Consider the following 22,879-nt stretch of genomic DNA (forward strand, 5'->3'; position numbering starts at 1 on the left):
ATCAAGAGTCACTCAATGCTTCTAATCTCAAAAGCTCTGTTTTAATCAGCTGATTCATACTGTCGCGATGTTTTTGCCGGACGGTCCTGAATTCCCTTCGTATGTCCCCTGCATGTTTCCTGGTGCCCATTTCATCGTGCATCCGATAATACAGCAGGGGCCTCGTATAATAGTGAAAATCATAATGTTTTACCAGCCGGAGCCAGAAATCATAATCCTGTGTATAAAGAAGACTTTCATCAAAATAGCCGATTTTTTTGAAAATCTCCATATGGAGCATGACGGTGCAGCCATTGACAGGGCAATTACCCCTCAGCCTTTTATACAGAGCCAGCCGGTCAGGGATATCGAGAATGATAGGCCCATCCAGTATCTGTTCGTTGGCATCCACCATATAAAAAGACGAGAAAGAAGCCAATGATTCTTTCTCTCTCATGAACTGCAGCTGATTGGCAAGTTTTTCCGGGGTAAAATAATCATCCGAGCTCAGCCAGCAAAAGTACTTCCCTTTCGCTGCCTTTATCCCGGCGTTCAAGGCAGAAGCTGTTCCGCCATTTTCTTTCTCGATTAACCGGATCCTGTCTAAAAACGGATTCAGCTTATCGGCATAAAGACTTGACCCATCATTGACGACAATGATTTCAAAGTCCTTATGAGTCTGTTCCAAAACACTAGTGATGGCTTTATCTACATAGGAGCAATTATAGAATGGAATGATTATGGAAACTTCCGGTTCCATGTTCCTTCTCCTTTACAAGTAATTCACGATGATATTGCAGTATATCGCTGACAGATTGGGAAAACGCAAAGGAAGGCTCCCATCCAAGTTCTTGCTGCCAATCGGGCAGCCCGGTTTTTCCCCTCCTGCTGTCTGCAGAGGGTTGTTGACCAAGATCCTCGATTTCAAAAGCAGTATGTGAGTGTTTCCTGAGCTCCTTACAGACTTCAAGCAGTGTGTGGGGTACACCCGACCCCAATTCATATGCTGCCCCCGGCATGCCCTGCTCCAGAATCAGTCTATAGGCTTTTACAGCATCCCTCACATCCAGGAAATCCCTGGATTCTTGGCTATTGCTGATTTGAAGACCTCCTTCTGCCATCCCGGCTTCAATCCTCGCAACCTTCGAGGCTAATACCGAGAGAACACCGCGGGAAGGGCCAGGGCCGATCAGATTTGCAGGCTGTACCAACATGGTGTTCTGTTCAAAAAGGCTTTGCCATGCTTTGGCGGTCATTGTCTGCAACGCTTTGGATAGACCGTAAGGATGGGCAGGACCTCCGCCGGATGCGGCCGTTTCCAATGAAGAACCTGTGATAAGGGTCCGGCAGGCTGGATTGGTCCGCTGGACGCTTGCCAATAAATTGGCTGTTCCTATGACATTAGCTTTCAGATAGCCTGCAGGATCCTTCCAGGAGTCTGGTACGGAATTTCTGCCTGCCAAATGCAGGACAAGATCGGGCTTCACAAGGCTGATCATCTGGTCGGTTTGTTCAACATCGGTCAAGTCGCACTCGACCAGTTCCCATCCTGCAGAAGCGGCAGTCTTTTTCCGTACTGTGCCTGCCACTTCATACCCTGATTCCAGCAGATGATGGCAGGCATGCCAACCGGTAAAGCCGGCAGCACCTGTAACAAGGACTTTTTTTCTGCTATCCATTCTTATTCATCCAAGCATGCATCTCAGAAAGCATCTTTGAGTAGCCTGGGAAATCATACCGAAAATCCGTCCTTGTATTTCTTAAGGTCCTGTCAAGCTTATTTTCACTATCCGGCACAATCGAGATATCCTCTTTATTGAATTCTGCCTGGATCATCTTAAGCAGCTCAAATTTGGAGACAGTCTCTGAGGATGTTAGATGATAAAGACCCGTCACTCCTTCCTCGATGCAGGCCTGGGTGAATTTTGCAAGCTCAAGAGTTGTGACCCCATTCCATAACACATTTCGAAAGCCCTTCACCACCCCGGTTTGTTCCATGAACCATTTAAAAAGACCTATCCCCTCAGATCGCTTCTCAGGCCCAATGATCGAAGTCCGGATTGTCAGATGTCTTGAATCCCTTACTTCCCCAAGGGCTTTGGTTAGTGCATAAACAGACTGGCCATCTGTATGGTCGTCTTCGGTATAGCTGCCTTTATCCCCGGAAAATACACAATCCGTGCTGATATGGATGAGCTTTGCCCCGGAATAATCAGCAAGCTTCGCCAGTAAATGCGGCAGGACCCCGTTCACTTTGATGGCATCCTGATACTGCTCTTCGGCCTTCTGATTGAGCAGTCCCGTACAGTTGATGATCACCTGTGGCTTTTCCTCATTCACCAATGATTCAACTGCTGTGAAATCAGTGGCATCAAGAAAAATACTCCCTGGGAAATCTTTATCTCTTGTTGTAAAAATGACTTCGTATCCCGGCTGCTGCCGGAAGTAATCCACCATCACACTGCCAGCCATTCCATTGCCGCCGATGATGAGAAGCTTCAATTTAGAAAACCTCCGTTTCTCAGCAGCTCCTTGATTTCCTCTTTGTTCATCAAATCTTCATTAGAATTATAGTTTGTGAGGTTGACAGGCGCCAGGCCGGCATAATGCTCAGCGAGCCCATCTACTTCTATGGCTGGTAAAATGACATAATAGTTGTCGTCATAGCATAAGGTCTTCTGGCTTTCAAATTCTGACAGCAGGATCTCATGCAGTTTTTCGCCCGGACGGATTCCAAGCTCTGTAATTCCAACATTAGTCTTGCCAGAATCCTCAATAAGGACCATAGCCAGGTCAAGGATCTTGCAGGTCGGCATCTTCATGACGAATATTTCGCCGCCCACGCTTTCATAGCTTGCCTTGAAGAGCAATTTGATGGCATCCTCAATGGTAAGGAAGAACCTTGTCATATCTTTATGGGTGATCCCGATCTGATTTTTTGTCCTGATTTGATGCTTGAACACATGGATGACGCTTCCATTTGTGCCCAGTACATTGCCAGCCCTCACACAGACAAATTTCGTTTTTGTCTCTAGTGTATTGGCATGGATGATCAGCCTTTCCCCCATTGCCTTCGTCAAGCCGTAGAAGTTCGAAGGGTTTGCGGCTTTATCGGTTGAGATATAAATGACCTTCTTCACGCGATTATCAATGGCCGCATCAATGACATTCTGTGTGCCATGGACATTCGTTTTCAATGCTTCGAGCGGCTGGTCCTCACAAACCGGTACATGCTTGAGGGCAGCAAGGTGAAAAATGTAGTCTGTCCCCTCACAAGCCTTAACGAGGCTGTCCTTTTCTTTTATATCACCAATGATGAATTTGAGCCTTTTATCCATAAATAATCTTTGCATGCTGACCTGGCTTGATTCGTTCCTTGAAAAAATCCGGATTTCCTTCGGATTTTTATCCAGCAGCTGTTTTACGAGCTCATGCCCCCATGATCCAGTTGCTCCTGTCACCAATATCGTCTGATTCTTAAACAATCCCATAGCCTCCCAATAGATATTTGACAACCTTCTCAGATACATTAGGCTCTTCATAGCCCTCCGGCAGCTCCCACTCTGCAGGACGCTGAACCATGATGTTGACTGCATTCAGGATATTTTCCGCTTTAACTCCTGAAACAATATTACTGCCGCATTCCAGCGTTTCCGGCCGTTCTGTACAATTGCGGATCGTTACGGCAGGAATGCGGAGGATGCAGCTTTCTTCCTGGACCGTTCCGCTGTCAGTCAGCACGCAGAATGCATGCTTTTGCAGGTGTATGAAATCAAACAGCCCAAAAGGCTCATAAAATTCGACAAGCTCATTCAAATGGCTTTTATCTTTCATTTTTGAAGCAGTTCTCGGGTGTAAGCTGCATATGATCCTTTTTCCATAAGTGAGGGCCACCTTATTTAATCCCGAAGTGATTTCGGCCAGGGCATCCTCAAAGTCGACATTTTCTGCCCGATGGAAGGTGACGAGGAAGTAATCCTCTTTATCCAGATTCAATTTTGATAGGATGGAACTCTTGTCTATATTTGCCTGATAATGCTGCAGCACTTCAAAAATGGGGTTTCCTGACAGGAAAATCCGATTGGCAGGGAAACCCTCCCTTAGCAGATTTTCACGGCTTTTTTCTGTATAAGGCAGGTTGAAGCTCGAAACCGCATCAATCACCCGCCGATTTTTCTCCTCGGGAACCCGCAGGTCAAAACAGCGGTTCCCTGCTTCCATATGGTAGACTGGAATGCCCATCCGCTCGATCAAAACGCTGCTGAGCGCGCTGTTGGTGTCCCCGAGCAACAGCACTTTATCAGGAGCTTCCGACCGAATGATATCCTCCAGCCCCTTATACATGGATGCGAGCTGATTGCCCAGTGATGGAGCGGCAGGCTTCAAATGGTAATCAGGCTTTCGCACACCCATTTCCTTGAAAAAGACGTCGCTCAGTGAAGCCGTAAAGTTCTGGCCAGTATGGACAAGGATATGCTTGTCGGCAAATTGATCCAGTTTCCTGATGATGATACTGAGCCGTATAATTTCTGGCCTTGTTCCCAAGACCGTCAATACTTTCATGATTCTCCTCCTCCCGGCACCGATAGTCTTTACACGATATGTCGATAGATTGAAAGAGATTGGACAGGGTGCCCTCATCCCATAAAAATAAGCAATTTGTCATGCGGCAGCTGCTCATTCCGAGGGTTGGCGCTAAGCAAGATGAAAACCCGCCAGCTGGCGGGTTTTTCAAATTGCTTTCCCTATGATTCTCTCTATCTTTTCAAGCAGTTCCTTCGCCCTTGCCGCTGTAGAATGACGGCTTCTGACCATTTCATAGCCTCTCTGGGAAATAGCCAGCCGCTCCTTCTCGTGATAGAGATAATGATAGGCTTTTTCCTTTATGTTTTCCTGATTGACCGCCACAAAGGTTTCACCATCTATGAATCCCAGATCTTCCAGCTCTTTAGAGGGAGTTGCCAGCAGAAGCGTATTGCAGGCCAGCACCTCATAATATTTCATAAGCGGAAAATGATCATTTGAATCACAGGTGATAAACATCTTTGCCCGGTTGATTTCCATAGCGTATTTTTCCCCGACAAGGTAATTTTGCCTATCCAGCTCACCGTAGCCTGGATGAGGATAGGATACAAAACCTGGTTCATCCTTCATAATTTCATGCATAGCGGCTCTCACTGGATATAGGTGCTTGAACCTGGCTCCGGCCATCAGCCAATTAATGGATTTTTCAAGCTGGTAATCTCTGAAGACATCAAGGGGGACATGGTGGGGAAACCAGTGGATTCTGTCCTTGTATTCCGGAAAGTAAGTATCGCTTGCATCCCGATAGATGGAAAAGATATGGCGGATGTTTTCCCGTTCAATATATCTCTTTCTAGCCGGCTTTTTATAATGGAGGTCATGCAGAATGGCACCGTAAGGAATATCGCAGGATCCCAAACCATATACCCTTGGGCAGTAATCCGGTTTCATGTCATTCAGGAGAATAAAATCCGGTTTCGCTCCTATATGTGTAATAATTTCAGAAATACTGCCATCCTGATCCCATACCATTACTTCTGTATGTTTTTTTAGTTCCTCTAATAAATAGAAAGAGCTTTTTTCCATTCGGTTTGTAAAGTCCCTTGTCAAATAAAGCAGCCTAAATGTCAAATCAATCACCCCCCGCAAAGAAAAGAAAGGGCCTAAGAATGATAAGCCCTTTCTTCTAGATTAATATTCGAAGCTGACGATATTTTCCCTGAGTACAACCGTTACGCCTGCACCAGGGGAGGCCACTTGGCCGAAAGAGACAAAATCGATGCCGACCTCAAGGATCCTGACACCTTCAAGGATTGGTGCATCTTCTGGACTATTCGTTTCCCTGATATGGACTATATCAATGATTATGTTGCTGTCCCTCAGATCTCTTAACAATTCAAAGGTAGTTCTTTCACGAGCCATCTGGATATCTCCTTTCTTTGTTTCCAAATTTGTAAGTCTTTATTTTATATGTTCAAATTTAATGCTTGTCTGGACTAATGGTATAATTTACAAAATCCCTTTAAAAGATAGAGAAAATGCCTCTGATTAAAGTATCTATTTCATACTTATTGGCATTTTGTCCATCACGGTCTTTCCACTTTTCCATAAAGTATATAGAAATATTGATGAAGGTTAGGAGAGATTATTTTGTCCAAAAAATCCATCTTGCTGCCGCCTTTTCTGATGTCCTCTGTCCCTAAAAGCGGCACTTTCTTTTTGCATCAGATTTTGACCGGAATTCCGGGATTGTCATCAGATCATGTCGCCCAGAAGCGTTTTTTCTCGGAGCTCTATCCTTTCGAATATTACCGGGATGACCATATGAAGCGCCTTAAGCTTCTGAAAGAAAATGAATTTGGTGTCGGCCATGTGAATTATTCAAAAGAATACAGCGCTTTGCTGGCAGACCTGGGATTCAAACATATCTTTATTTATCGTGATCCCAGAGATGTCCTCGTGTCTTTGGCATATTTTATCCGGGATAAATGGATAGAGCATCCGCTGCACGAGGATTTCAATCATCTCTATTTAACATCAAGAGATCGCATCCTGGCACTGCTTACCCCGATTGAAGGAAAATGGCTTGGATTTTATAAATTCTTTCAGCCTTATTACGACTGGCTTGGAGATAAGAGTACGTTCCACATTTCCTATGAATCTCTGACTGGTTCTGAGGAAGAAAAAAGAAGGGTCCTGGGCAGCCTGGCAGAATATTTATTCCACCCTCAGGAACTTCCCATACCGAAAGAAGAACTGGTAAACAGGATGCTGCAGAATATCAGGCCAACAGAGGCGCGAACATTCCGCAAAGGAACCCAGGGTGAGTGGCGGAATGAGTTCGATGAGGAAATTAAAGCAAAATTTAAAAGCCATGCAGGCCACATGCTCATCAATCTGGGATACGAAAAGGATGATAATTGGTAGAAAGCATAAACAAAGCTTGAATTCTTAGAATTCAAGCTTTGTTTATTAATTGATTGAGTAGATGATTTTTTCGAATTCGTCTACACTCCTGCTCCATGTCCAGGCGGCAGAATCCAGCTCCCCCTGAAGGGCAAGCCTTGTTCTTAAATCTGTATCATTAATTAACCTGGCAAGGTCATGATAAAGATTATTCTCATAACGGTAGGAAAGCAGGCAGTTGATTCCGTCCTTGCAGTACTCTGTATTTCCGCCGGCATAAACCGCCGCCAGGGCAGCTCCGCATTTCATTGCCTCCAATCCCGGCAAAGGCGCCGCTTCAAAAACAGAGGAAGTGACAAATATATCAGCCTCATTATAATAGCGGATCAGGCTGGCATCGCTCTCGGGGGTAACGAAACGGAACTCCCCTGACTCTGCCAGTGCTTTTAACTGGGAGGAAGCCTTGAATTCATTTGGCGGGCAGATCAGGTTGATGGATACCTTCGGGTAATCGAGTTTAATCCTGCGAAGCACCTCAATCAGATAATCCTGTCCCCTTTGCCAGGAAAAGCCGCCTTCCGGGAGCCTGACAATACTGCTGATATTAAGTTTTTCGTTATTTCCTCTCAAATGTAAGTTTGTAAAGCCGGGACTGACCCCAATCGGGATGATATGGCCTTTTATGCCGTGGTTCAATTCAATGAGCTTTTGCTGATATTGCGACAAAACAACCAAATGTTTTGTTTGATGGTAAGTTTGGAAGGACAAGTGCTGCTCCGGAAGAAACATTGGCTCATAACAAAGGCTGAATCGGATATGGATACCCTTTTTTGCTTCACTTGCCTTCTGTGCAGAATCCACCGTAGTATGGAAATTTGATATGATATAATCACTCTCCGGATAATCGGACGCACTAAGGACCGCTTCCTTTGAGCGGATGATTTTAGCAGCCACCTCGTACTCAACCACCCCTTGCGGCGGCATTAAAATAATTACTTCATGGCCTTTACGCACTAATCCATTGGCTATTTCCGCCAGCATCCTCTGGGCCCCGCCCTTGCAAAGAGTTAAGATGGGAAAAGTGAGGCGCAGCTGTTTTTTTTGCTTTCTTTTTAATAGTTCCAATTTGTCTCCGTACTGCTCCTTAATCATATTGATTTCCGCAAGCTGCTGGGCTGAATGTATTTTTGATCCCATATTTCTATGGACCCTGTAGGAAACGAGCGGATCATTTAAATATATAAATGAATATTTTTCCATCACCCTCAGCCAGTAATCATAATCCTGTGTATATTTCTTTTGCTCATTAAAAAGGCCGACAGAGTCAAAAACCTCTTTTTTCATCATGACGGTACAGCCGTTTATATGGTTGCCATACTTCATGCGTTCATAGAATACTTGGGGATCGGAATAATGAAGGCCTGCGTTCGCAACCGTCACTTCTCCTTGTTCATTAATGAGCGAATAATCGCAATAGCTGATCTTGCTATTGGTTTCCTTCATGAATACAAGCTGCCTGCTTATCCTACTTTCCTTCATCAGGTCGTCCGAACTTAACCAGGTAATATAGTCGCCGGTGGCAAGGCGGAATCCGGCATTAAGGGCAGACGCCGTCCCGCCATTGCCTTTCCCGTAAAAACGGATCCTGCCTAGGTAAGGTTCTATTTTTTCTTTATGCACGGTTGAACCATCGTTAACCACGATGATTTCGACATTTTTATATGTCTGATTCAGCACACTCTCAATTGCCTGATCAATATAAGGGCAATTATAAAAGGGGATGACGACTGAGACTTTTGATTCCATCCTGGATCTCTCCTTACGTTCTCACTTATTGACAAAATATGAAACTGTATAAAATGAGTGAGTCCATTTTTGGAAAAATCCAGGAATGTAATTGAACAAGCTTCATATGATACGTTATCAAGCTCTGAAAGGAGAAATATTGTGCTTAAAATTTTATTTGCCTATTATTATCCAAGCGGAGGCGTTGAAACCTTGGCCCGCCAGCGGACGTCTGCGTTGAAGCCCTATGGCGTATCCTTCGATTACCTTTATTATGCCAATGGCCCGGGCCTTCAGAATATTGAAAATGAAACCATCTTTGTGGCAAGCTCCGACAAAGAAATTAAAGCGATTATAACCCAGGGCCAATACGATGCTATTATCGTCTGTTCCGACCATTTGTTTCTTGAGAGAGCGCGCAGATTGAATTATGAAGGAGTGTTGATATATGAGGTCCAGGGCCTAGGAGATTATGCTGCTGCTGACTACTGGCTAAGAGATGCAAAGGAAATCGTGCATGCCCATGCCAATGCCATACTATATCCCCACACACCGCATCTTATTTCCTTAATTAATCAATACTATCCGTCCAAAAACAAATATTGCTTTCACAACTGCCTGGATATCACCCAATTTTCTTACAGAAAGACCGGAGGCACTTATCCTCCAATTGCAGGATGGGTAGGCCGGCTGGAGGAAAATAAGAATTGGCGCGACTTTCTGAAAATAGGCGCTTCCCTCATTAAAACGCATCCCCAGCTGAAGCTATGGATATTTGAGGATAATACGCTTGCCGCAGCAAAAGAAAAGCTTGATTTTGAGGAGCTGATTAAAGAGCTTAAAATCGAATCACACATTGAAGTCTTCAATAATGTCCCGCATAAAGAAATGGCAGGGTATTATTCAAAGATCGGAGATTCAGGCGGCTTTTTGTGCACTACTTCCAAAGTAGAGGGCTTCGGCTATTCAGTATTGGAGGCGATGAGCTGCCGCTGCCCTGTCCTCGCCTCTAATTCTGATGGCATACTGAGCTTCATACATCATAACCACACCGGCATGCTTTTTCAGCAGGGTGATCTGCGGGCTGCAGTCAAACAGGGCAATGAGCTTCTCCTCAACCGACACTTGCGGGCCAATATCATCAACGCTGCTTCCCTCCATATCCAAATGCATTTCACACCTGAACTTTATGCTGAAAATTTTATCAGCATGCTTCGTGAACTTCAGCTGATGTCATGAAATAAATAACGGCTGCCCATAAGGCAGCCGTTATTTATATAAAGGAGTCTGACACAATGGTTTGTTTCCAGTTCTTCTTGAACTGTAGTCATATTATATGCAGAGAGACAAGCTCGATGCTGGTTGAATCCATTATTTTTGACAGCCGGCTTGGCCCGACTTTTGCCTTCCCTAAAAAGTGCCAAATCTCAGGAAACATAATACACTAATGTTAAAAAGCTTTTAATGAGGTGAATTTATGTATGTTTATAAACTGCAGCTGTCTATAGCTCAGCCTTCAGATCTGGCACCAACGAACTTTTCAAAAAGGAAAAATGAAATCCTGGCTGCTGCCAAAAAATTCAATGATCAATTCAAAGGACAGAAAACAATTGATATTAAAGAATTAAACGAAAATATCGTTCTTCATCTATTGACTGCCCATCCAGCCAGCAGCCCAATGAAAGAGCTGACACTCTTCAGCCAGATACTCAGGCATGAGTATCAATGGTTCAGGTACTCTTTGGTAGAATACCGCTTATTTAATATACTGCTGCTGGAGGAGACGGTTCAGGAAGATAAGCCATTTATTGAGGAAGAACAAGTTCAAGATGTAAAAAATCCAGATGACAGTCATATTAATCTGAGGGATGAAAGCGGAAATATAGAATATATTTTAAGTTTAAAGGATACAGCCAAGCTCAAAGCATTGACTGAACATCTTGCCCTGCTTCTCGAATTGTCTGAAGCAAAACTTACCCTTCTTTATGGGAAATCGCTACTTAAAAAAGAGTCTAGGTAATTTCTATTATATTTACTCCTAAATCATCAGCGGATAAAAAAGGCTTCTTTTCTTCTAAAATTAGGTTATCTACCCGAACCAATATATGCATTCCTCATATGATGGTATGGATACAAGTTATACTACATTTTTTAAGGAGGAAACACAATGGTTTGTGGAGATCACTTCGATACAGGCAGCTGCGTCTGTGATGTTTTAGCCGAAATCGCTGATGCCCAGCAGGATGTTCATGGTTGTCTAGGCAGCTGTTCAGAATCTGTTCGTGAATTAATAGGGGGGTTGGCACCAACTAATTTCAACACCGTGCCGGTTCAGCTAATTTGTAATTCACAAAACTCAAATACTGGAGCTGGAGGACCACCAACAGTTACTGGCGGATTCTGCGGCAATGTGTTCATTGCACAAGGCTTCAGAAGGCCTACAACTGGTGCAGGCACTACTGCTCTTGTCTATGCAACCTCTACCTTCTTCAGGGTTACATCTGTTGATACAGACAAATGCTGTGCTGTACTGGAGCTGCTTTGTGCACCTGCTGACGTACCGCCTGGCCCATCGCCTGCTGATTTAACAGATGCATGCTTGGAGACTATTCCAGCTGCAACATTCACACGGACTGGCATTTGCATCAATGTCGACTTAAACTGCTTCTGTGGCGTATCTTGCCTGCCTGCAGTTAATGCTGTTCCAGCAGGAATTTAAAACAAACGTCCCTTTGTGCACATTTATGCACAAAGGGCGCTTGTTTTTTCTCAATCTGCTAGATTATAAGCCTATTATTTTAATATTGATTACCTCATCAATTTCAATGCTATAATACTTGAATGTATTCATATTAGCTAGAGTTATGGAACTTTCGTCAATTGAATAGGAACGCACATACCCAATATACAAGCGATCTTTAGTATTAATTTCCACAAACATTCTCCTTAAATAATAGGGAGGGGAGGTTAAGTATTCCAGCTTTTCAATCAAGGACATTTTACTAAAGGGCTTTATCTTTTTTGAAGTATCTTTTTCAGTAACAGTACACGCTTTATCCTCTTGCAGTTCACTTGAGGGAATCTTCGCCTCGCTTGCTTTTGGTGAATTTACATATTGTTGACCTTCGGTTTTTCTTTGGTCTTTTTCCTCTGGTATGTGATCAGACTTATCTATGCCTATTTCGGCTTCTTCTGCCTTCTCTTCATCTTTCGGAATAACCTTCTCAGTACTAATTCCATTGGGCTCTTCTCGCCACTTTCCTGCAGGATTATAAAAACTTTGCGGCAAGCTGGAATACTCATCAGCCACTGATTGATCAGATGAAATTCTAGTGGGCACCCCATCCGCATCCATAAAAATATCCTGTTCTGTAAAAACTGAAAGCCTATTGCCTGCCGTATTTTCCTTCTCCTCATTATTCTCATCAGCAAAATGCTGCGACTGTTCAGTGGGGTTTCCTTTATTCTTTCCTGAATTCACCTTAACGCCACCTTTTACTTTTTTTATTATGTATACGCCAGGATTATGGATTCTTGTTACTTAATAGGTGGTTTGTTAAATCATGGTGGACGATTTGCTGTCAGGATCCTGCATAACAGGCTGTGTTACGATTAAAAGAAATACAAAAAAGCAGACCATATAAAATGGCCTGCTTGTTAATGTTAGTGCAAACTCTTTGCTCCCAAATACCTCGTCTTCCAATAATTCAAGGACATATCGCTGATCGTCACTCCTGTAGAGGAGCCGGAATGGATGAATTGATTGCCGCCAAGATAGATCCCTGCATGTGAAGGGCCTGTCCCGGTTTCAAAGAAGACAATGTCTCCCGGTGACGGCGAGGAAACCGGCTTTCCTGCAGACCAGATGGTCGCAACGGTTCTCGGGATAGATATCCCCGCCTTCTTGAATACATAATTGATATAGCCGCTGCAGTCAAAGCCTGCTGTTGTGCTTCCTCCCCATTTATATGGCACGCCGATATACTTTTTCGCTTCGTTGATGATTACATCTGCCTTAGAAGAAACAGGTGCCGGTGCGGGAGGCTTGGCAGCTGCAGCTGTTCCTTTTAGGATCAGGGTCTGTCCAGCATAAATCTGGTCCCCTGAAAGGTTATTAAGGGCCTTAAGCTGAAGGACGGAAGTTCCGTTTCTGCTGGCAATTGCCCATAGGGAATCCCCTTTTTGCACGGTATAGCTTGATGCGCTTTGCACGGGTGCTGAGCTCCCGGCAGTTTGCGCAGCCGCTTTAATTGAAAGGGACTGCCCCTTGTAGATGGTATCACCTGAAAGGCCGTTCCACTCCTTAAGGGCTGCTGCACTGACATTATACTTGAGGCTGATTCCCCATAAGGTGTCCCCCGGCTGAACAATATGCACAGAAGAGGTTGATGAAGATCCGGAATTATGACTGTGTGGAGCGATGACTGAAAGCTCCTGGCCCTGGTATATGACTGAACTGCTGAGCTTATTCCAGCTTTGAAGCTCACTGACAGCGATTTGGTATTGCCTGGAGATGTTCCAAAGCGTGTCTCCTGATGCTACTTTATGTGTTTGTTCATGTGCGCTCGCAGTATCCTGAAAAGGAGTCAGCATAATGCCTGCTGCGGCTGCCACTGTTAAAAGTTGTTTTTTCATGGTGTACACTCCTTTAATTACTATCACACCCTAATTCTAGTAATTAGCCCAGGTGAAGGATATGTGAAATATATGGAGTGGCTGGAACTTCTTTTACGATAAGGATAATTAAGGATATAAAACTTTAATTTTCCACAGGCAAATAGGTTTTTTACCTCATGTTTCCTTCGCAAGGGACTTTATATAAAAAAATGCTACGTACCTAAGACCCAAAAAATATGTCAATTCAAAAAAGGAAATGGATGGATGACAAAAAGCACCCGCTGCCTGAACGGGTGCTTTATTGATCTTATTGCTGCTTCCAGATTCTGTTGTTTCCTTCGCGCCCTGTCAGCTGCATCTGATCCAGCTTCTCAAGGAACGGAATGATGTACTTCCTTGTCAATCCGAGGATATCCTTCGCTTCCCCCACTTCAAAGCTGCCGCCGGTTTTTTCCCGAAGCTTTTTGACGGCTGCACCGAAGACCTCTGAATGGTAAAAGAAGTGGCCATCAATCGGCTGGATCAGATTTTCATCCGTCATATAATGGATCATGTCAGTCTTCAGCTCTGCCGGTATGCCTGATCTGGCAAAATAATCATTCAGATGCTGCACCTGCAGCTGGTCGCCCTTCAGCTCTGCAAGCAGGTTTTCTGCCCGCTTCCTCCAGTTCTTCGGTATCTCACGCACAAAACTGCTGGAACGGATCCACTGCTCATCCTTTTTCCATTTCCCTTCCTGAATTCCGTTCTCAACCGAATATTCCGCTAGAACCCTGCCGTACTCCCCGGCGATGGATTGGACCAGCTCCGCTTTATTAAGACCTTTTTTCATCGGAAAAGAGAGGTGGAAATCTTGAAGCTTTGCCTCTATATCTGACTCGGCTTCCTCCACCGTCTCACTATATGCGTATTCAGTTTGGCTGATCTTGAGGAAATCATCCTCAGCCAGTATATCCAAGACCGTTTCCTCATCAGCCGAAATCGTCCTTGCCAAGTCCCCAGGCTTCATGCCGGGATTCAGCCTGAGCGCTTCCGCGACTCTTTCATATGGAGTTCCCTCCATTTTCCTGCTGAGCAGTGAAACCGTCTCCTCGCCAAATTTGTATTTTTGGCCAAGGGGATCAATAACCCATCCTCCCCCAATGGTTTCAGCCGGACTTGGTCTCCTTAGGATAAAACGATCTCCCCTCTTGGTGACCACCTCTTCGTCCAATCTGATCTGGCAAAGGATTTCGTCTTTCTCCTCCTTTAATTCATTGCGGTCAAAGAAAACAATTCTGCCCATCACTTCAGCCGTCCCGATATGGCATTTCACCGGCATTCTCTGCTTGATGATATAGTCGAGATGATCAGCAGTACGGATGCTGGCATCAAAGACATTTGTTACCGTATAGGCATCCGCTGAGACAAGAACCTGCCCGCGTCTGATCTCTTCCTTGGCAACACCGGTCAGATTAATGGCTGTCCTTTGGCCGGCAAAAGCCCTGTCAGCCTGCCTGCGGTGCACCTGGATCTGCCTTGCCCTTGTCTCCAGTCCGGATGGCATGATCTTCAGCGGCTGCCCTTCTTCTACAGCTCCCTCGAATACTGTCCCTCTTATGACAGTTCCTTGCCCTTTCACCGTGAAAACCTGATCAATCGGCAGCCTGAAGGCTCCTGAACTGCTTCGCGGCCTTACTTCCTTCAGATCATTCAGGATTAAGCCTTTCAGTACTTCAATTCCCTTGTGGGAGAGGCTGTCTACAAGAATGGAGGCTGATCCCTCAAAGACTGTTCCCTCCAGTTCTGAAAGGATATCCTCCTCTACGAGGCTGATAAATTCCTCATCGACACGGTCAATTTTGGTAATGGCGACGATCCCTTTTTCCACGCCAAGAAAATCAAGGATCTGCAAATGCTCCTTCGTCTGCGGCATGACACCCTCATCAGCCGCCACCACAAGAATAACCAGGTCGATTCCCGCCACACCGGCAATCATCTGTCTGATAAATCGCTCATGTCCGGGGACATCGACGACCGAAATTTCCATTTCTTCATCTTCATACAAAGGGGCAAAACCAGGCTCAATCGAGATTTGCCTCTCTTTTTCCTCTTTCAGCCGATCAGTATCAACATTCGTCAGCGCTTTCGTCAACGATGTTTTGCCATGATCAATATGGCCCGCCATGCCGATTGTAAAATATCTCTTTCCCACAAATGCACCTACTTTATCTTTTCAAAAATTGATTTTCTGTTCTGTTTATATGGATAAATATGCTCCCAACGCCCCGCTGAACTCACCATTAGCCAGGAAGCCGGCGTCCAGTCCGATCATTCCGCAGTACTTCATAAGGCCCTGCTTCAGAGAAACATTTCCCGTCAGAGTATTCCCGATAAAGTAAACCTTCTCGGAATGATTCAGCTTGGCAGCCTGTGCAGTCAACAGAACAGCTGATTCAGCGATCATATTGGAGAGCGCTGCCATCTTATCCGCCTTGGAGGGAGTCTCCCGGCGATTGGCAAAATTGGCGGCCGTCAGTTTGCTGTCTAACGGTACATCCACACCGGCATTGATATGATGATGTTTACCTGTTTGATCGCTATCAGGAAGCCAGCTTAAATCTCCATAAATGTCGCCGACGAGCAGGTCTGCCTTCTCTCTGCTCCCGTCAGCTGCCAGCTCTGCAAGGCGGCGGAAGTCAGCTTCTCCTGTCAGCAGTTTTCCAAGTCCCACAAATGTGCCTCAACCGATTCCGCTGCCCAATACTCGTTCAAAGCTTCCATCTTCAAGCTTATACCAGGAGATACCTGTTCCCATATTGACCAGCAGGATTTTCCTGCTTGAACAGCCTGCTTCCTTGAGCAAATGGGCAGCCCCATTACATGTGGCGGTAAATTCGGGGATAACCGCAGCGTCTGGAAAGAACGCTTCTTTTAAAATGGCTGCTTTTCCGCCTGTCAGAGCAAGTCTTGCAGCAGGAGCCATCATCTTCAGCCAGGAAAGCGCCTGATCTGCCGCATCATACTCATACTTCTTATGATGGAACCCATTTTCTTCATAAACCGCTTTTATAAGAGTCCCTCCTGCATCTATGCCGATTTTCACCCGGAAAACCCTCCATTTATTATGTTTACACTCATTATAAGCAATCCATGGTGAAGCATGCCATCATTAAGCACAGGAAGACAATAGATCCTCAACAAAGCGGCCCTCCCCATATATAAGGGAGGGCCGCTCATTTATTCGAGCATTTCGCCTGTCTGATAATCTTTCATGAAGCTTTCGACTGTTTCTTCAATCATACCGCTCTGCTCAGGAAACTGTACAATCACTTCATTCCTTCTCGGAACAGAGGTCACGCTCACATTCTGATACCTGTTGACTACGAGCTGGACGCGAAGATCTTCTGCAATCTGATCCGCTTTCGTCCCATCTTTTAATAAAAACCGCAGATTTTTCATGGTTTTCTCCTTCCCGATGCACTATACAGCTTATTATAGACAGGAAGGAACACAATATGCACAGCCCTTCAGCTTCATCGAAGAAGGCTCTTATTCATTTCCTATTCCAAATGGCAAAAGGGAGAAGCAAGAGATAAAATATGATCAGCGCTATCCCTTCAAGCGCAGCAATATAGTAAGGATAAGGACCAAGAAAATCAATCAGCGAACCGTTTGATGGCTTATAGGCCAGAAACATATAATTTCCGCCTGTCCATTTATTGGCGAGATACGCGATCCCTGCTGATATGTTCAGAAACAGGAAGCTCAGCCACATCCCCTTATGAGTCGGTGCATATTTTTTGACAAAAACAAAGTAAAGGCAGTTCCAGATAATGAGAATATGAGTGATAAAAAACTGAAAATATCGGAAGTGGGGAAAGCCAAAAAATAATTCAGGCGTCAGCACGGCCATCAAAGCACCCGCGATTCCGATAAAGTAAACGATTTGAAATATAAGTCTTGATCCTGATGCAAGAAGGATCAAGCAGAGAATCAGGCTGATGGAGCATAGCTGCAATGGCAGGGTAAAGGAAACATCCCATACTCCTGCCTTATACAGCCAGTAATGATACAGCGACTCCAATACAAGCAAGCCTGAAAAAAATATCCCTCTCACGGCTTTCTCATGAGTACCTAAGTACGCTCGAAAAGCGTATAGGGCGAAAGAGCCTGCGGCAAAGACAGCCAGCATGGTCCAATGCGCCAGGGAAAATGCCGCAAAAGGATAGAGAACTGAATGGTGCCCGAAAAGCTGTGCCACAGTCATCCTCCTCTGTTATGTATTAGTCTTTATCTTTGAGGGCAAAGTCCTCCAGCTCCAAACGCCTGGTCGTCTCCATCTGAATGATTTCCCCTATATGAAATCCGATTTCTTTGCAGAAAAGAGGCCCATTGTAAACAAACGTATGATATTCGCCCGCTTCCCCCATTGGGCAGCTTGCGGTATGCTGAATGTCCCTGGCAAAGGACTCGTCCACCTCCCGGCCAAGCCACCCATCACCCAGGACATCTTCCCGGACCCTGATCACCTTTGCTTTATATCCTGAATCCACAAACGCTTCCAGCGCAGCCAGTGCTTCATCTTCCTTCATCCATAACGGGTAGGATGCTTCCAGAGCTGCAGCCGCTGCCGCTTTTTCTCCCCACTCCCGGTGTTCGTCCAGGTAGAGATCCCCAAAAGCGATACTGTTGAGGCCATACTCTTCTTTTACCACCTTTAATGCCGAGATAAAAGAATCAGTATACCCTTCAAACGTGCATTCAATAAAGCGGACGGGAATGTCGAGTGCTTCTCCCTGCAGAAGGATCAGTTCACGCTTTTCACCGTGGCCGAAGGTCCTGCCCATTTCCTTTGGCACTGTCGTCAGCAGACATTCAACCTTCACCCCTTCTTTTACCAGTTTATCGAGGGCCATGCACCCATCTTTGCCTCCGCTCCATGAAAGTGCTGCTCTTTTCATCTTTCCAGCTCCCTATTAATTGAATCTTCTGTACTCATTTTATCATGAACGCTATTTGAACTGCATACTTGAAAGCTGTCTCTCACCCACCGGTCAGCCATTCAGGATTTCCACTTCCAGTTCCTTGGATTCCCTTTCAATATCCGGATCCTGCTTCAGCAGAGCAAACAGTCCCTCCAGAATGATTTCTTCAGGATGTGATTTTTTTGTTTCCTCTGAAATCCTGTTTGCTATTTCCTTTAACCAGGAGGATTTTGCCGGTTCCATTACATTCAGCTTTTTGTACAGATCCTTCCATGCCTGTTCCCTTTTTTCAAATGAAACAAAAGCGCCTTCCTTATCCATATGAACGACAAAATGCTTCATCATTTCATCCGTAAGAACCGGATTTCCGCCCTTTTCAAGAAAATCATTCGCCACCGCATCAAGCTGCCGGACTAAATGGACGCCGATCTCATCCGGTTCGATCTTAGCCTGGTCAGACACCATCAGCATCATATATGTCCGATAGATCGATTGAATCATGAACAGCAGATCCCATTGATATGTCCTGATTCTTTCCCCATACAGCTCAATCAGGCTTTTCTGGAGCCAGGAAAACAATCTTCCCCTCATCCTGTGCTCCATCCCTGCAATCTTTTCGCTGTTAACAGCCGTCTCTCCGCGCATCTGCATCTTCATATACGCTTTATATTCAAGTATCCCTTCAAACTGGGCACTGAACTGCTTTTCCAGCTTCAGCTTAGGATCCAGATCCGTATCCAGTCCGATGACAAGGACCCTTTCAAAGACCAGCTGCTGGTAATGCTCATAAATGGAAATGATCAGATCTTCCTTTGATGAAAAAAAAGAATACAGTGATCCTTTTGCAATCCCTACACCGTCCGCAATTTCCTGCATGGAAGTCTGGCTGTATCCTTTTTCAGCGAAAAGCTCAACAGCCGTTTCTAAAATCGCTTCGCGTTTGTTCATCATCACACCTCATATCTTAATGCCTGCACATTCTATAAACACATTCATTCTTGACTAGTTTAACTAAGTCATGCAAAAATGACCATGTAGTCAAGAGTTAACCCCTTGATAATATTAGATTTTATTTTACACTCAACAAAATTTGACCGACCAGTCAAACCTCAGGAGGAATGCACTATGCTTGAATGGATACTAAAGAGATCCAAGATCTTTATCATTTTGTTCTTATTATTTATTATCATTGGCGTATTCACTTTCCTTCAGCTTCCGCAAAGGGAAATACCCGAGACTTCCATTAATATCGGAACGGTCAGCACCGTCTATCCTGGAGCAACGGTCGACAGTGTTGAAAGAAATATTACCAATCCGATAGAAACAAAGCTGCAGTCCATTGAGGGTATCGAGGAAACAAGCTCATCCTCAAGCGCAGGCTTTTCTTCTATTATCGTAACGGTTGCTGACGGAGAAGACAAAAAAGAAGTCTTCAGTAATGTGCGCCAGGCTATCTCTGACCTTACAGCTTCTTTCCCGGAAGAAGCCTTTGAACCAGAAGTCAGTGAAGCAAATGTCAAAATGCCGATTGTGTCTTACCACTTAACGGGAAATGACACGGAAAGCCTTTTTGCTCTTCAGGACGAACTTTCGCGCTGGAAAGAAGAAGTTGAATCTGTACCTGGCATTTCAGGGACCAGCATTAAAGGCCTGCCAGAAGAGAAAATTTCTATTGAGCTGGACCCGGAGCTGCTCAAGGAAAAAGGCATCCTACTGCCAGACGTAATCAGCAGCATTAATGAAGAATTCTATCCTGCACCATTAGGAAAGCAGGAAATGGATCAGGAAATGGTGCAGCTTACATTAGAGCATTACGGCTCTGTTGAGGATATGGAAAAATTATTCGTCGGCAAATCGCCGCAGGGTGAATCCGTCTTGCTTGGCGACATCGGAAAAGCTGAAGTCGTGCAGAAAGAAACGGAGGATATTGTCACCATCGACGGAAAGCCTTCTATTTCATTTACTGCCTTTGTCGAAGCAGGACAGGATATCCCTTCAGTCGATGAAGCAGTCAGCAGCCTGGTCGAAGATCTGGGAAAAGGGCTGCCGGACGATATTGACCTTCAGCCATATTATTCACAGGCCAATCAGGTAGCCGATATTTTTGACGGCCTCTATCTGTCTCTTGCCATCTCGGTAGCTGCAGTCATCCTGACTACGGCTCTTGGACTGACCGTCTCAGGGGCATTCGTCGTTGCACTTGCTGTCCCGATTTCCGTATTGATGGGGCTGATCCCCCTTCCATTCGCCGATGTTGACTTGAACCAGATTTCTGTCATCGGTGCGATCATCGCTCTCGGTATCCTTGTTGATGACAGCATCGTCGTCAACGATAATATCCAAAGGCGCTATAAAATGGGTGAAGGCGCGATGGTAGGAGCTGTCAATGGAACGAAGGAAATTTGGGTTTCCATCGTCACATCATCGCTCGCAATTGTTTTCACCTTCCTTCCGCTCGTCTTTCTTTCCGGGGGGAACGGAGCTTTCATAAGGGCCTTGCCGACCGTTTTGATTACGACTATTTTGGCGTCAACACTCGTCGCATTAATATTTGTGCCGATGATGCGCTATATGCTTCACCGGAAAACGAGCAAAAAAGTTTCTGACGCTCCCGGGCTGCTCGGAAGGCCGCTCAATCTTATGGCAGATATTTATGCAGACAAAATCCTTAAGCCATTCTCCAACAGGCCGAAGCTCGTTGGTTTTCTTGGCTTAATTTTTACAACGGCGATCTTCGGGCTCGCTCTACTGACTCCCTTTGAATTCTTCCCAGCCGCCGACCGTGAAGAGGTGACGATTGATGTCACACTGCCAATTGGTGTGACGCTCGAGGACACAGCCGGCCAGCTCAGGGGTATCGAAGAAATGCTTCTGACCGACCCTGGTGTCAAGGAAACAAGCGTATTCGCCGGAACCGGCCTGCCTAATCTTTTCAACAGCTCCCTGCAGGCATCCGGGGAGAATACGGGGCAGATTGTCGCAAGGGTTGATCGGAAGAACCAGACTGCCCAAGGGCTTATCGACGACTGGTCTTCTGTTCTGAGGGAAGAATATCCTGATGCTGAAATATTCATGGAAACCATCCAGCAGGGCCCTCCTGCAGGCGCCCCTGTCACAGTCACGGTAAAGGGGCCTGAAATAGAAAGGCTCCTTGAGCTCAGGGATACACTGTCCGGGAAAATAGAAGACACTGGGGCAGACTTTGTAGTCGACAATATCGGAACTCCAGAGCCGGCTGTAAAATATGTCCCTGACCGTGCCAAATTAGAAGAATACGGCATTACTATCAATCAGATCAGCGAGCAGATCGGCCTGGCAACTGAAGGCATTCCGCTGCAGACATTTGATAATGGTGTATCTAAGCGTGATATGAATATCATTCTTGGGGACCCTGAAGAACCCCTGAACCTTGAAGAACTCGAGATTCCGGCTGCCGGCAGTACACAGGCCGGGCCGCCGGTACTTGTTCCTGTCTCAGAGCTAGTGGATGAGGAAAGGACCGAAGAAATTCAGCGCATCCCCCACCAGGATGGAGACCGGGCGATCACCATAAGGGCCTTCCCTAAAGAGGAGGAAAACTTCAAGGAGAATGTCCAGAAAATCGTTGAGGATGAGCGGGAAGCACTCGACAGCAATGATTACAGCATCCTGTTAGGCGGAGAGAATCAGGCGCAAAATGACTTCTTTGCCGAAATTACCATACTGTTCATCATTGTCATCTTCCTGGTGTACCTGCTGATCGCCTTCCAATTCAATTCACTGGGCCTTCCTTTCCTGGTACTGACAGCCGTTTACCTGGCACTCGCCGGCAGCATCCTCGGCCTGTTCGTAACACAGACGCCGATCTCTTTCCTCGCTGTCATGGGAATGGTTTCACTGACGGGAATCGTTGTCCGTAACTCTGTCGTCCTGATTGAATTCATGGAACAGGGGCTGCGTGAAGGAATGGCCATTAAGGATGCCGTAGTGGAAGCCGGCCGTGTGAGACTGAGGCCGATCCTCCTGACTGCACTGACATCCATCGTAGCACTGATACCAGTCGCAGTCAGCGGGGATGCCCTCTTTACACCGCTGGCCATCACCATCATTTCCGGGATCCTGTTCTCAGTTATCCTTACCGTCATCATCGTGCCGATGCTTTATCTTGGATTTAAGAAAGTGCCGGATGAAAGCAAGTAGAATAGGAAAAACATCCTGCGGCGTGTGCTGCAGGATGTTTTTTGATGGGGATTTCCTAACGGTATTGGTGAATTGATTTTGTTTTGTTCTATGTATGACTTGGCTCTTTTCAGGGTGCTCATGCATTGATTGTACTCTATTCTATGCATGACTCGGCTCTTTTCAGAGCACTCATGCATTGATTGTGCTCTATTCTATGCATGGCTCGGCTCTTTTTACTGCACTCATGCATTGATTGTGCTCTATTCTATGCATGACTTGGCTCTTTTTACTGCACTCATGCATTGATTGTGCTCTATTCTATGCATGGCTCGGCTCTTTTTACTGCACTCATGCATCGATTATGCTCTATTCTATACATGATGGAGCTTTTCTCCCGGTTCTCATGCATTGATTACTCTCTTTTCTATGCATGACTCTGC

General features: G+C 45.5%; 22 protein-coding genes. 5 read left to right on the top strand and 17 right to left on the bottom strand.

Annotated features, from left to right (window positions below; translation table 11 throughout):
* Position 1: 1 nt before the first annotated feature.
* The 7 genes from ACQCVH_RS13080 to ACQCVH_RS13110 all read right to left on the bottom strand — a co-directional run bounded on the left by ACQCVH_RS13080 (position 2) and on the right by ACQCVH_RS13110 (position 5,925).
* Complete coding sequence (locus tag ACQCVH_RS13080; RefSeq protein WP_426836101.1) at positions 2-739, bottom strand: glycosyltransferase; 738 nt, start codon at positions 737-739, stop codon at positions 2-4.
* Positions 702-1,658 carry an NAD-dependent epimerase/dehydratase family protein gene (locus ACQCVH_RS13085; protein WP_426836102.1) on the bottom strand — a complete coding sequence of 319 codons (957 nt, stop codon included), beginning with the start codon at positions 1,656-1,658 and terminating at the stop codon, positions 702-704. Before ACQCVH_RS13085 ends, ACQCVH_RS13080 begins: the two co-directional genes overlap by 38 nt.
* Entirely contained in the window at positions 1,651-2,481 is an 831-nt protein-coding gene (locus tag ACQCVH_RS13090; protein ID WP_426836103.1) for a dTDP-4-dehydrorhamnose reductase family protein, read from the bottom strand. The genes ACQCVH_RS13085 and ACQCVH_RS13090 overlap by 8 nt, the downstream gene beginning before the upstream one ends.
* On the bottom strand, positions 2,478-3,464 hold the full coding sequence (locus ACQCVH_RS13095; protein WP_426836104.1) for a polysaccharide biosynthesis protein: 987 nt from the start codon (positions 3,462-3,464) through the stop codon (positions 2,478-2,480). Before ACQCVH_RS13095 ends, ACQCVH_RS13090 begins: the two co-directional genes overlap by 4 nt.
* Complete coding sequence (wecB, locus tag ACQCVH_RS13100; protein WP_426836105.1) at positions 3,457-4,542, bottom strand: non-hydrolyzing UDP-N-acetylglucosamine 2-epimerase; 1,086 nt, start codon at positions 4,540-4,542, stop codon at positions 3,457-3,459. Before wecB ends, ACQCVH_RS13095 begins: the two co-directional genes overlap by 8 nt.
* A gap of 168 nt (positions 4,543-4,710) precedes the next feature.
* Positions 4,711-5,634 (bottom strand): glycosyltransferase family protein, encoded by a 924-nt coding sequence (locus ACQCVH_RS13105; protein WP_426836106.1) that lies wholly within the window; start codon positions 5,632-5,634, stop codon positions 4,711-4,713.
* 60 nt (positions 5,635-5,694) lie between these two features.
* Positions 5,695-5,925, bottom strand: coding sequence for a hypothetical protein (locus tag ACQCVH_RS13110; RefSeq protein WP_426836107.1), 231 nt, complete (start codon positions 5,923-5,925; stop codon positions 5,695-5,697).
* 228 nt (positions 5,926-6,153) lie between these two features.
* Here ACQCVH_RS13110 and ACQCVH_RS13115 point away from each other — a divergent pair, with 228 nt between their 5' ends.
* A complete protein-coding gene (locus ACQCVH_RS13115) occupies positions 6,154-6,930 on the top strand; it encodes a sulfotransferase domain-containing protein (RefSeq protein WP_426836108.1) in 777 nt (258 codons plus the stop codon).
* Between the two features lie 45 nt (positions 6,931-6,975).
* Here ACQCVH_RS13115 and ACQCVH_RS13120 read toward each other — a convergent pair whose 3' ends face one another.
* The gene (locus tag ACQCVH_RS13120; RefSeq protein ID WP_426836109.1) at positions 6,976-8,715 is read right to left on the bottom strand and encodes a glycosyltransferase; all 1,740 of its coding nucleotides are present in this window, start codon (positions 8,713-8,715) and stop codon (positions 6,976-6,978) included.
* A gap of 141 nt (positions 8,716-8,856) precedes the next feature.
* Here ACQCVH_RS13120 and ACQCVH_RS13125 point away from each other — a divergent pair, with 141 nt between their 5' ends.
* The 3 genes from ACQCVH_RS13125 (at position 8,857) to ACQCVH_RS13135 (ending at position 11,413) form a co-directional block, all read left to right on the top strand.
* On the top strand, positions 8,857-9,933 hold the full coding sequence (locus ACQCVH_RS13125) for a glycosyltransferase family 4 protein (protein WP_426836110.1): 1,077 nt from the start codon (positions 8,857-8,859) through the stop codon (positions 9,931-9,933).
* 238 nt (positions 9,934-10,171) lie between these two features.
* Entirely contained in the window at positions 10,172-10,714 is a 543-nt protein-coding gene (locus ACQCVH_RS13130) for a hypothetical protein (protein ID WP_426836111.1), read from the top strand.
* A 147-nt stretch (positions 10,715-10,861) separates the two neighbouring features.
* Complete coding sequence (locus ACQCVH_RS13135) at positions 10,862-11,413, top strand: CotY/CotZ family spore coat protein (protein WP_426836112.1); 552 nt, start codon at positions 10,862-10,864, stop codon at positions 11,411-11,413.
* Between the two features lie 63 nt (positions 11,414-11,476).
* Here the strand turns inward: ACQCVH_RS13135 and ACQCVH_RS13140 are convergent, their stop codons facing one another.
* The 9 genes from ACQCVH_RS13140 to ACQCVH_RS13180 form a co-directional block, all read right to left on the bottom strand.
* Positions 11,477-12,175: a CotO family spore coat protein gene (locus ACQCVH_RS13140; protein WP_426836113.1), complete on the bottom strand. Its 699-nt coding sequence runs from the start codon at positions 12,173-12,175 to the stop codon at positions 11,477-11,479.
* A 182-nt stretch (positions 12,176-12,357) separates the two neighbouring features.
* Entirely contained in the window at positions 12,358-13,329 is a 972-nt protein-coding gene (locus tag ACQCVH_RS13145; RefSeq protein ID WP_426836114.1) for a C40 family peptidase, read from the bottom strand.
* Positions 13,330-13,618: 289 nt separating this feature from the next.
* Positions 13,619-15,505, bottom strand: a complete 1,887-nt coding sequence (gene selB, locus ACQCVH_RS13150; protein ID WP_426836115.1) for a selenocysteine-specific translation elongation factor — start codon at positions 15,503-15,505, stop codon at positions 13,619-13,621.
* Positions 15,506-15,550: 45 nt separating this feature from the next.
* On the bottom strand, positions 15,551-16,024 hold the full coding sequence (locus ACQCVH_RS13155) for a hypothetical protein (RefSeq protein WP_426836116.1): 474 nt from the start codon (positions 16,022-16,024) through the stop codon (positions 15,551-15,553).
* Between the two features lie 9 nt (positions 16,025-16,033).
* Positions 16,034-16,396: a hypothetical protein gene (locus ACQCVH_RS13160; protein ID WP_426836117.1), complete on the bottom strand. Its 363-nt coding sequence runs from the start codon at positions 16,394-16,396 to the stop codon at positions 16,034-16,036.
* 134 nt (positions 16,397-16,530) lie between these two features.
* The gene (locus ACQCVH_RS13165; protein WP_426836118.1) at positions 16,531-16,752 is read right to left on the bottom strand and encodes a hypothetical protein; all 222 of its coding nucleotides are present in this window, start codon (positions 16,750-16,752) and stop codon (positions 16,531-16,533) included.
* A 94-nt stretch (positions 16,753-16,846) separates the two neighbouring features.
* Positions 16,847-17,554, bottom strand: coding sequence for a YwaF family protein (locus tag ACQCVH_RS13170; RefSeq protein ID WP_426836119.1), 708 nt, complete (start codon positions 17,552-17,554; stop codon positions 16,847-16,849).
* Between the two features lie 22 nt (positions 17,555-17,576).
* On the bottom strand, positions 17,577-18,254 hold the full coding sequence (locus tag ACQCVH_RS13175) for a Dph6-related ATP pyrophosphatase (protein ID WP_426836120.1): 678 nt from the start codon (positions 18,252-18,254) through the stop codon (positions 17,577-17,579).
* A gap of 93 nt (positions 18,255-18,347) precedes the next feature.
* Positions 18,348-19,229, bottom strand: coding sequence for a TetR/AcrR family transcriptional regulator (locus ACQCVH_RS13180; protein ID WP_426836121.1), 882 nt, complete (start codon positions 19,227-19,229; stop codon positions 18,348-18,350).
* A 174-nt stretch (positions 19,230-19,403) separates the two neighbouring features.
* On the opposite strand from ACQCVH_RS13180, the gene ACQCVH_RS13185 reads away from it, so the two are divergent.
* On the top strand, positions 19,404-22,457 hold the full coding sequence (locus ACQCVH_RS13185; protein ID WP_426836122.1) for an efflux RND transporter permease subunit: 3,054 nt from the start codon (positions 19,404-19,406) through the stop codon (positions 22,455-22,457).
* The last annotated feature ends 422 nt before the right edge of the window (positions 22,458-22,879 follow it).

It is taken from the genome of Bacillus infantis (assembly GCF_050107595.1).
In the GTDB taxonomy this organism is placed as follows: Bacteria; Bacillota; Bacilli; order Bacillales; family Cytobacillaceae; genus Bacillus_AB; species Bacillus_AB infantis_C.

Coding starts and splice junctions, on each gene's coding strand:
- ACQCVH_RS13085 (WP_426836102.1), bottom strand. CDS start 1,658: ATGGATAGCAGAAAAAAAGTCCTTGTTACAGGTGCTGCCGGCTTTACC.
- ACQCVH_RS13165 (WP_426836118.1), bottom strand. CDS start 16,752: ATGAAAAATCTGCGGTTTTTATTAAAAGATGGGACGAAAGCGGATCAG.
- ACQCVH_RS13145 (WP_426836114.1), bottom strand. CDS start 13,329: ATGAAAAAACAACTTTTAACAGTGGCAGCCGCAGCAGGCATTATGCTG.
- ACQCVH_RS13120 (WP_426836109.1), bottom strand. CDS start 8,715: ATGGAATCAAAAGTCTCAGTCGTCATCCCCTTTTATAATTGCCCTTAT.
- ACQCVH_RS13135 (WP_426836112.1), top strand. CDS start 10,862: ATGGTTTGTGGAGATCACTTCGATACAGGCAGCTGCGTCTGTGATGTT.
- ACQCVH_RS13175 (WP_426836120.1), bottom strand. CDS start 18,254: ATGAAAAGAGCAGCACTTTCATGGAGCGGAGGCAAAGATGGGTGCATG.
- ACQCVH_RS13130 (WP_426836111.1), top strand. CDS start 10,172: ATGTATGTTTATAAACTGCAGCTGTCTATAGCTCAGCCTTCAGATCTG.
- ACQCVH_RS13185 (WP_426836122.1), top strand. CDS start 19,404: ATGCTTGAATGGATACTAAAGAGATCCAAGATCTTTATCATTTTGTTC.
- ACQCVH_RS13080 (WP_426836101.1), bottom strand. CDS start 739: ATGGAACCGGAAGTTTCCATAATCATTCCATTCTATAATTGCTCCTAT.
- ACQCVH_RS13180 (WP_426836121.1), bottom strand. CDS start 19,229: ATGATGAACAAACGCGAAGCGATTTTAGAAACGGCTGTTGAGCTTTTC.
- wecB (WP_426836105.1), bottom strand. CDS start 4,542: ATGAAAGTATTGACGGTCTTGGGAACAAGGCCAGAAATTATACGGCTC.
- ACQCVH_RS13110 (WP_426836107.1), bottom strand. CDS start 5,925: ATGGCTCGTGAAAGAACTACCTTTGAATTGTTAAGAGATCTGAGGGAC.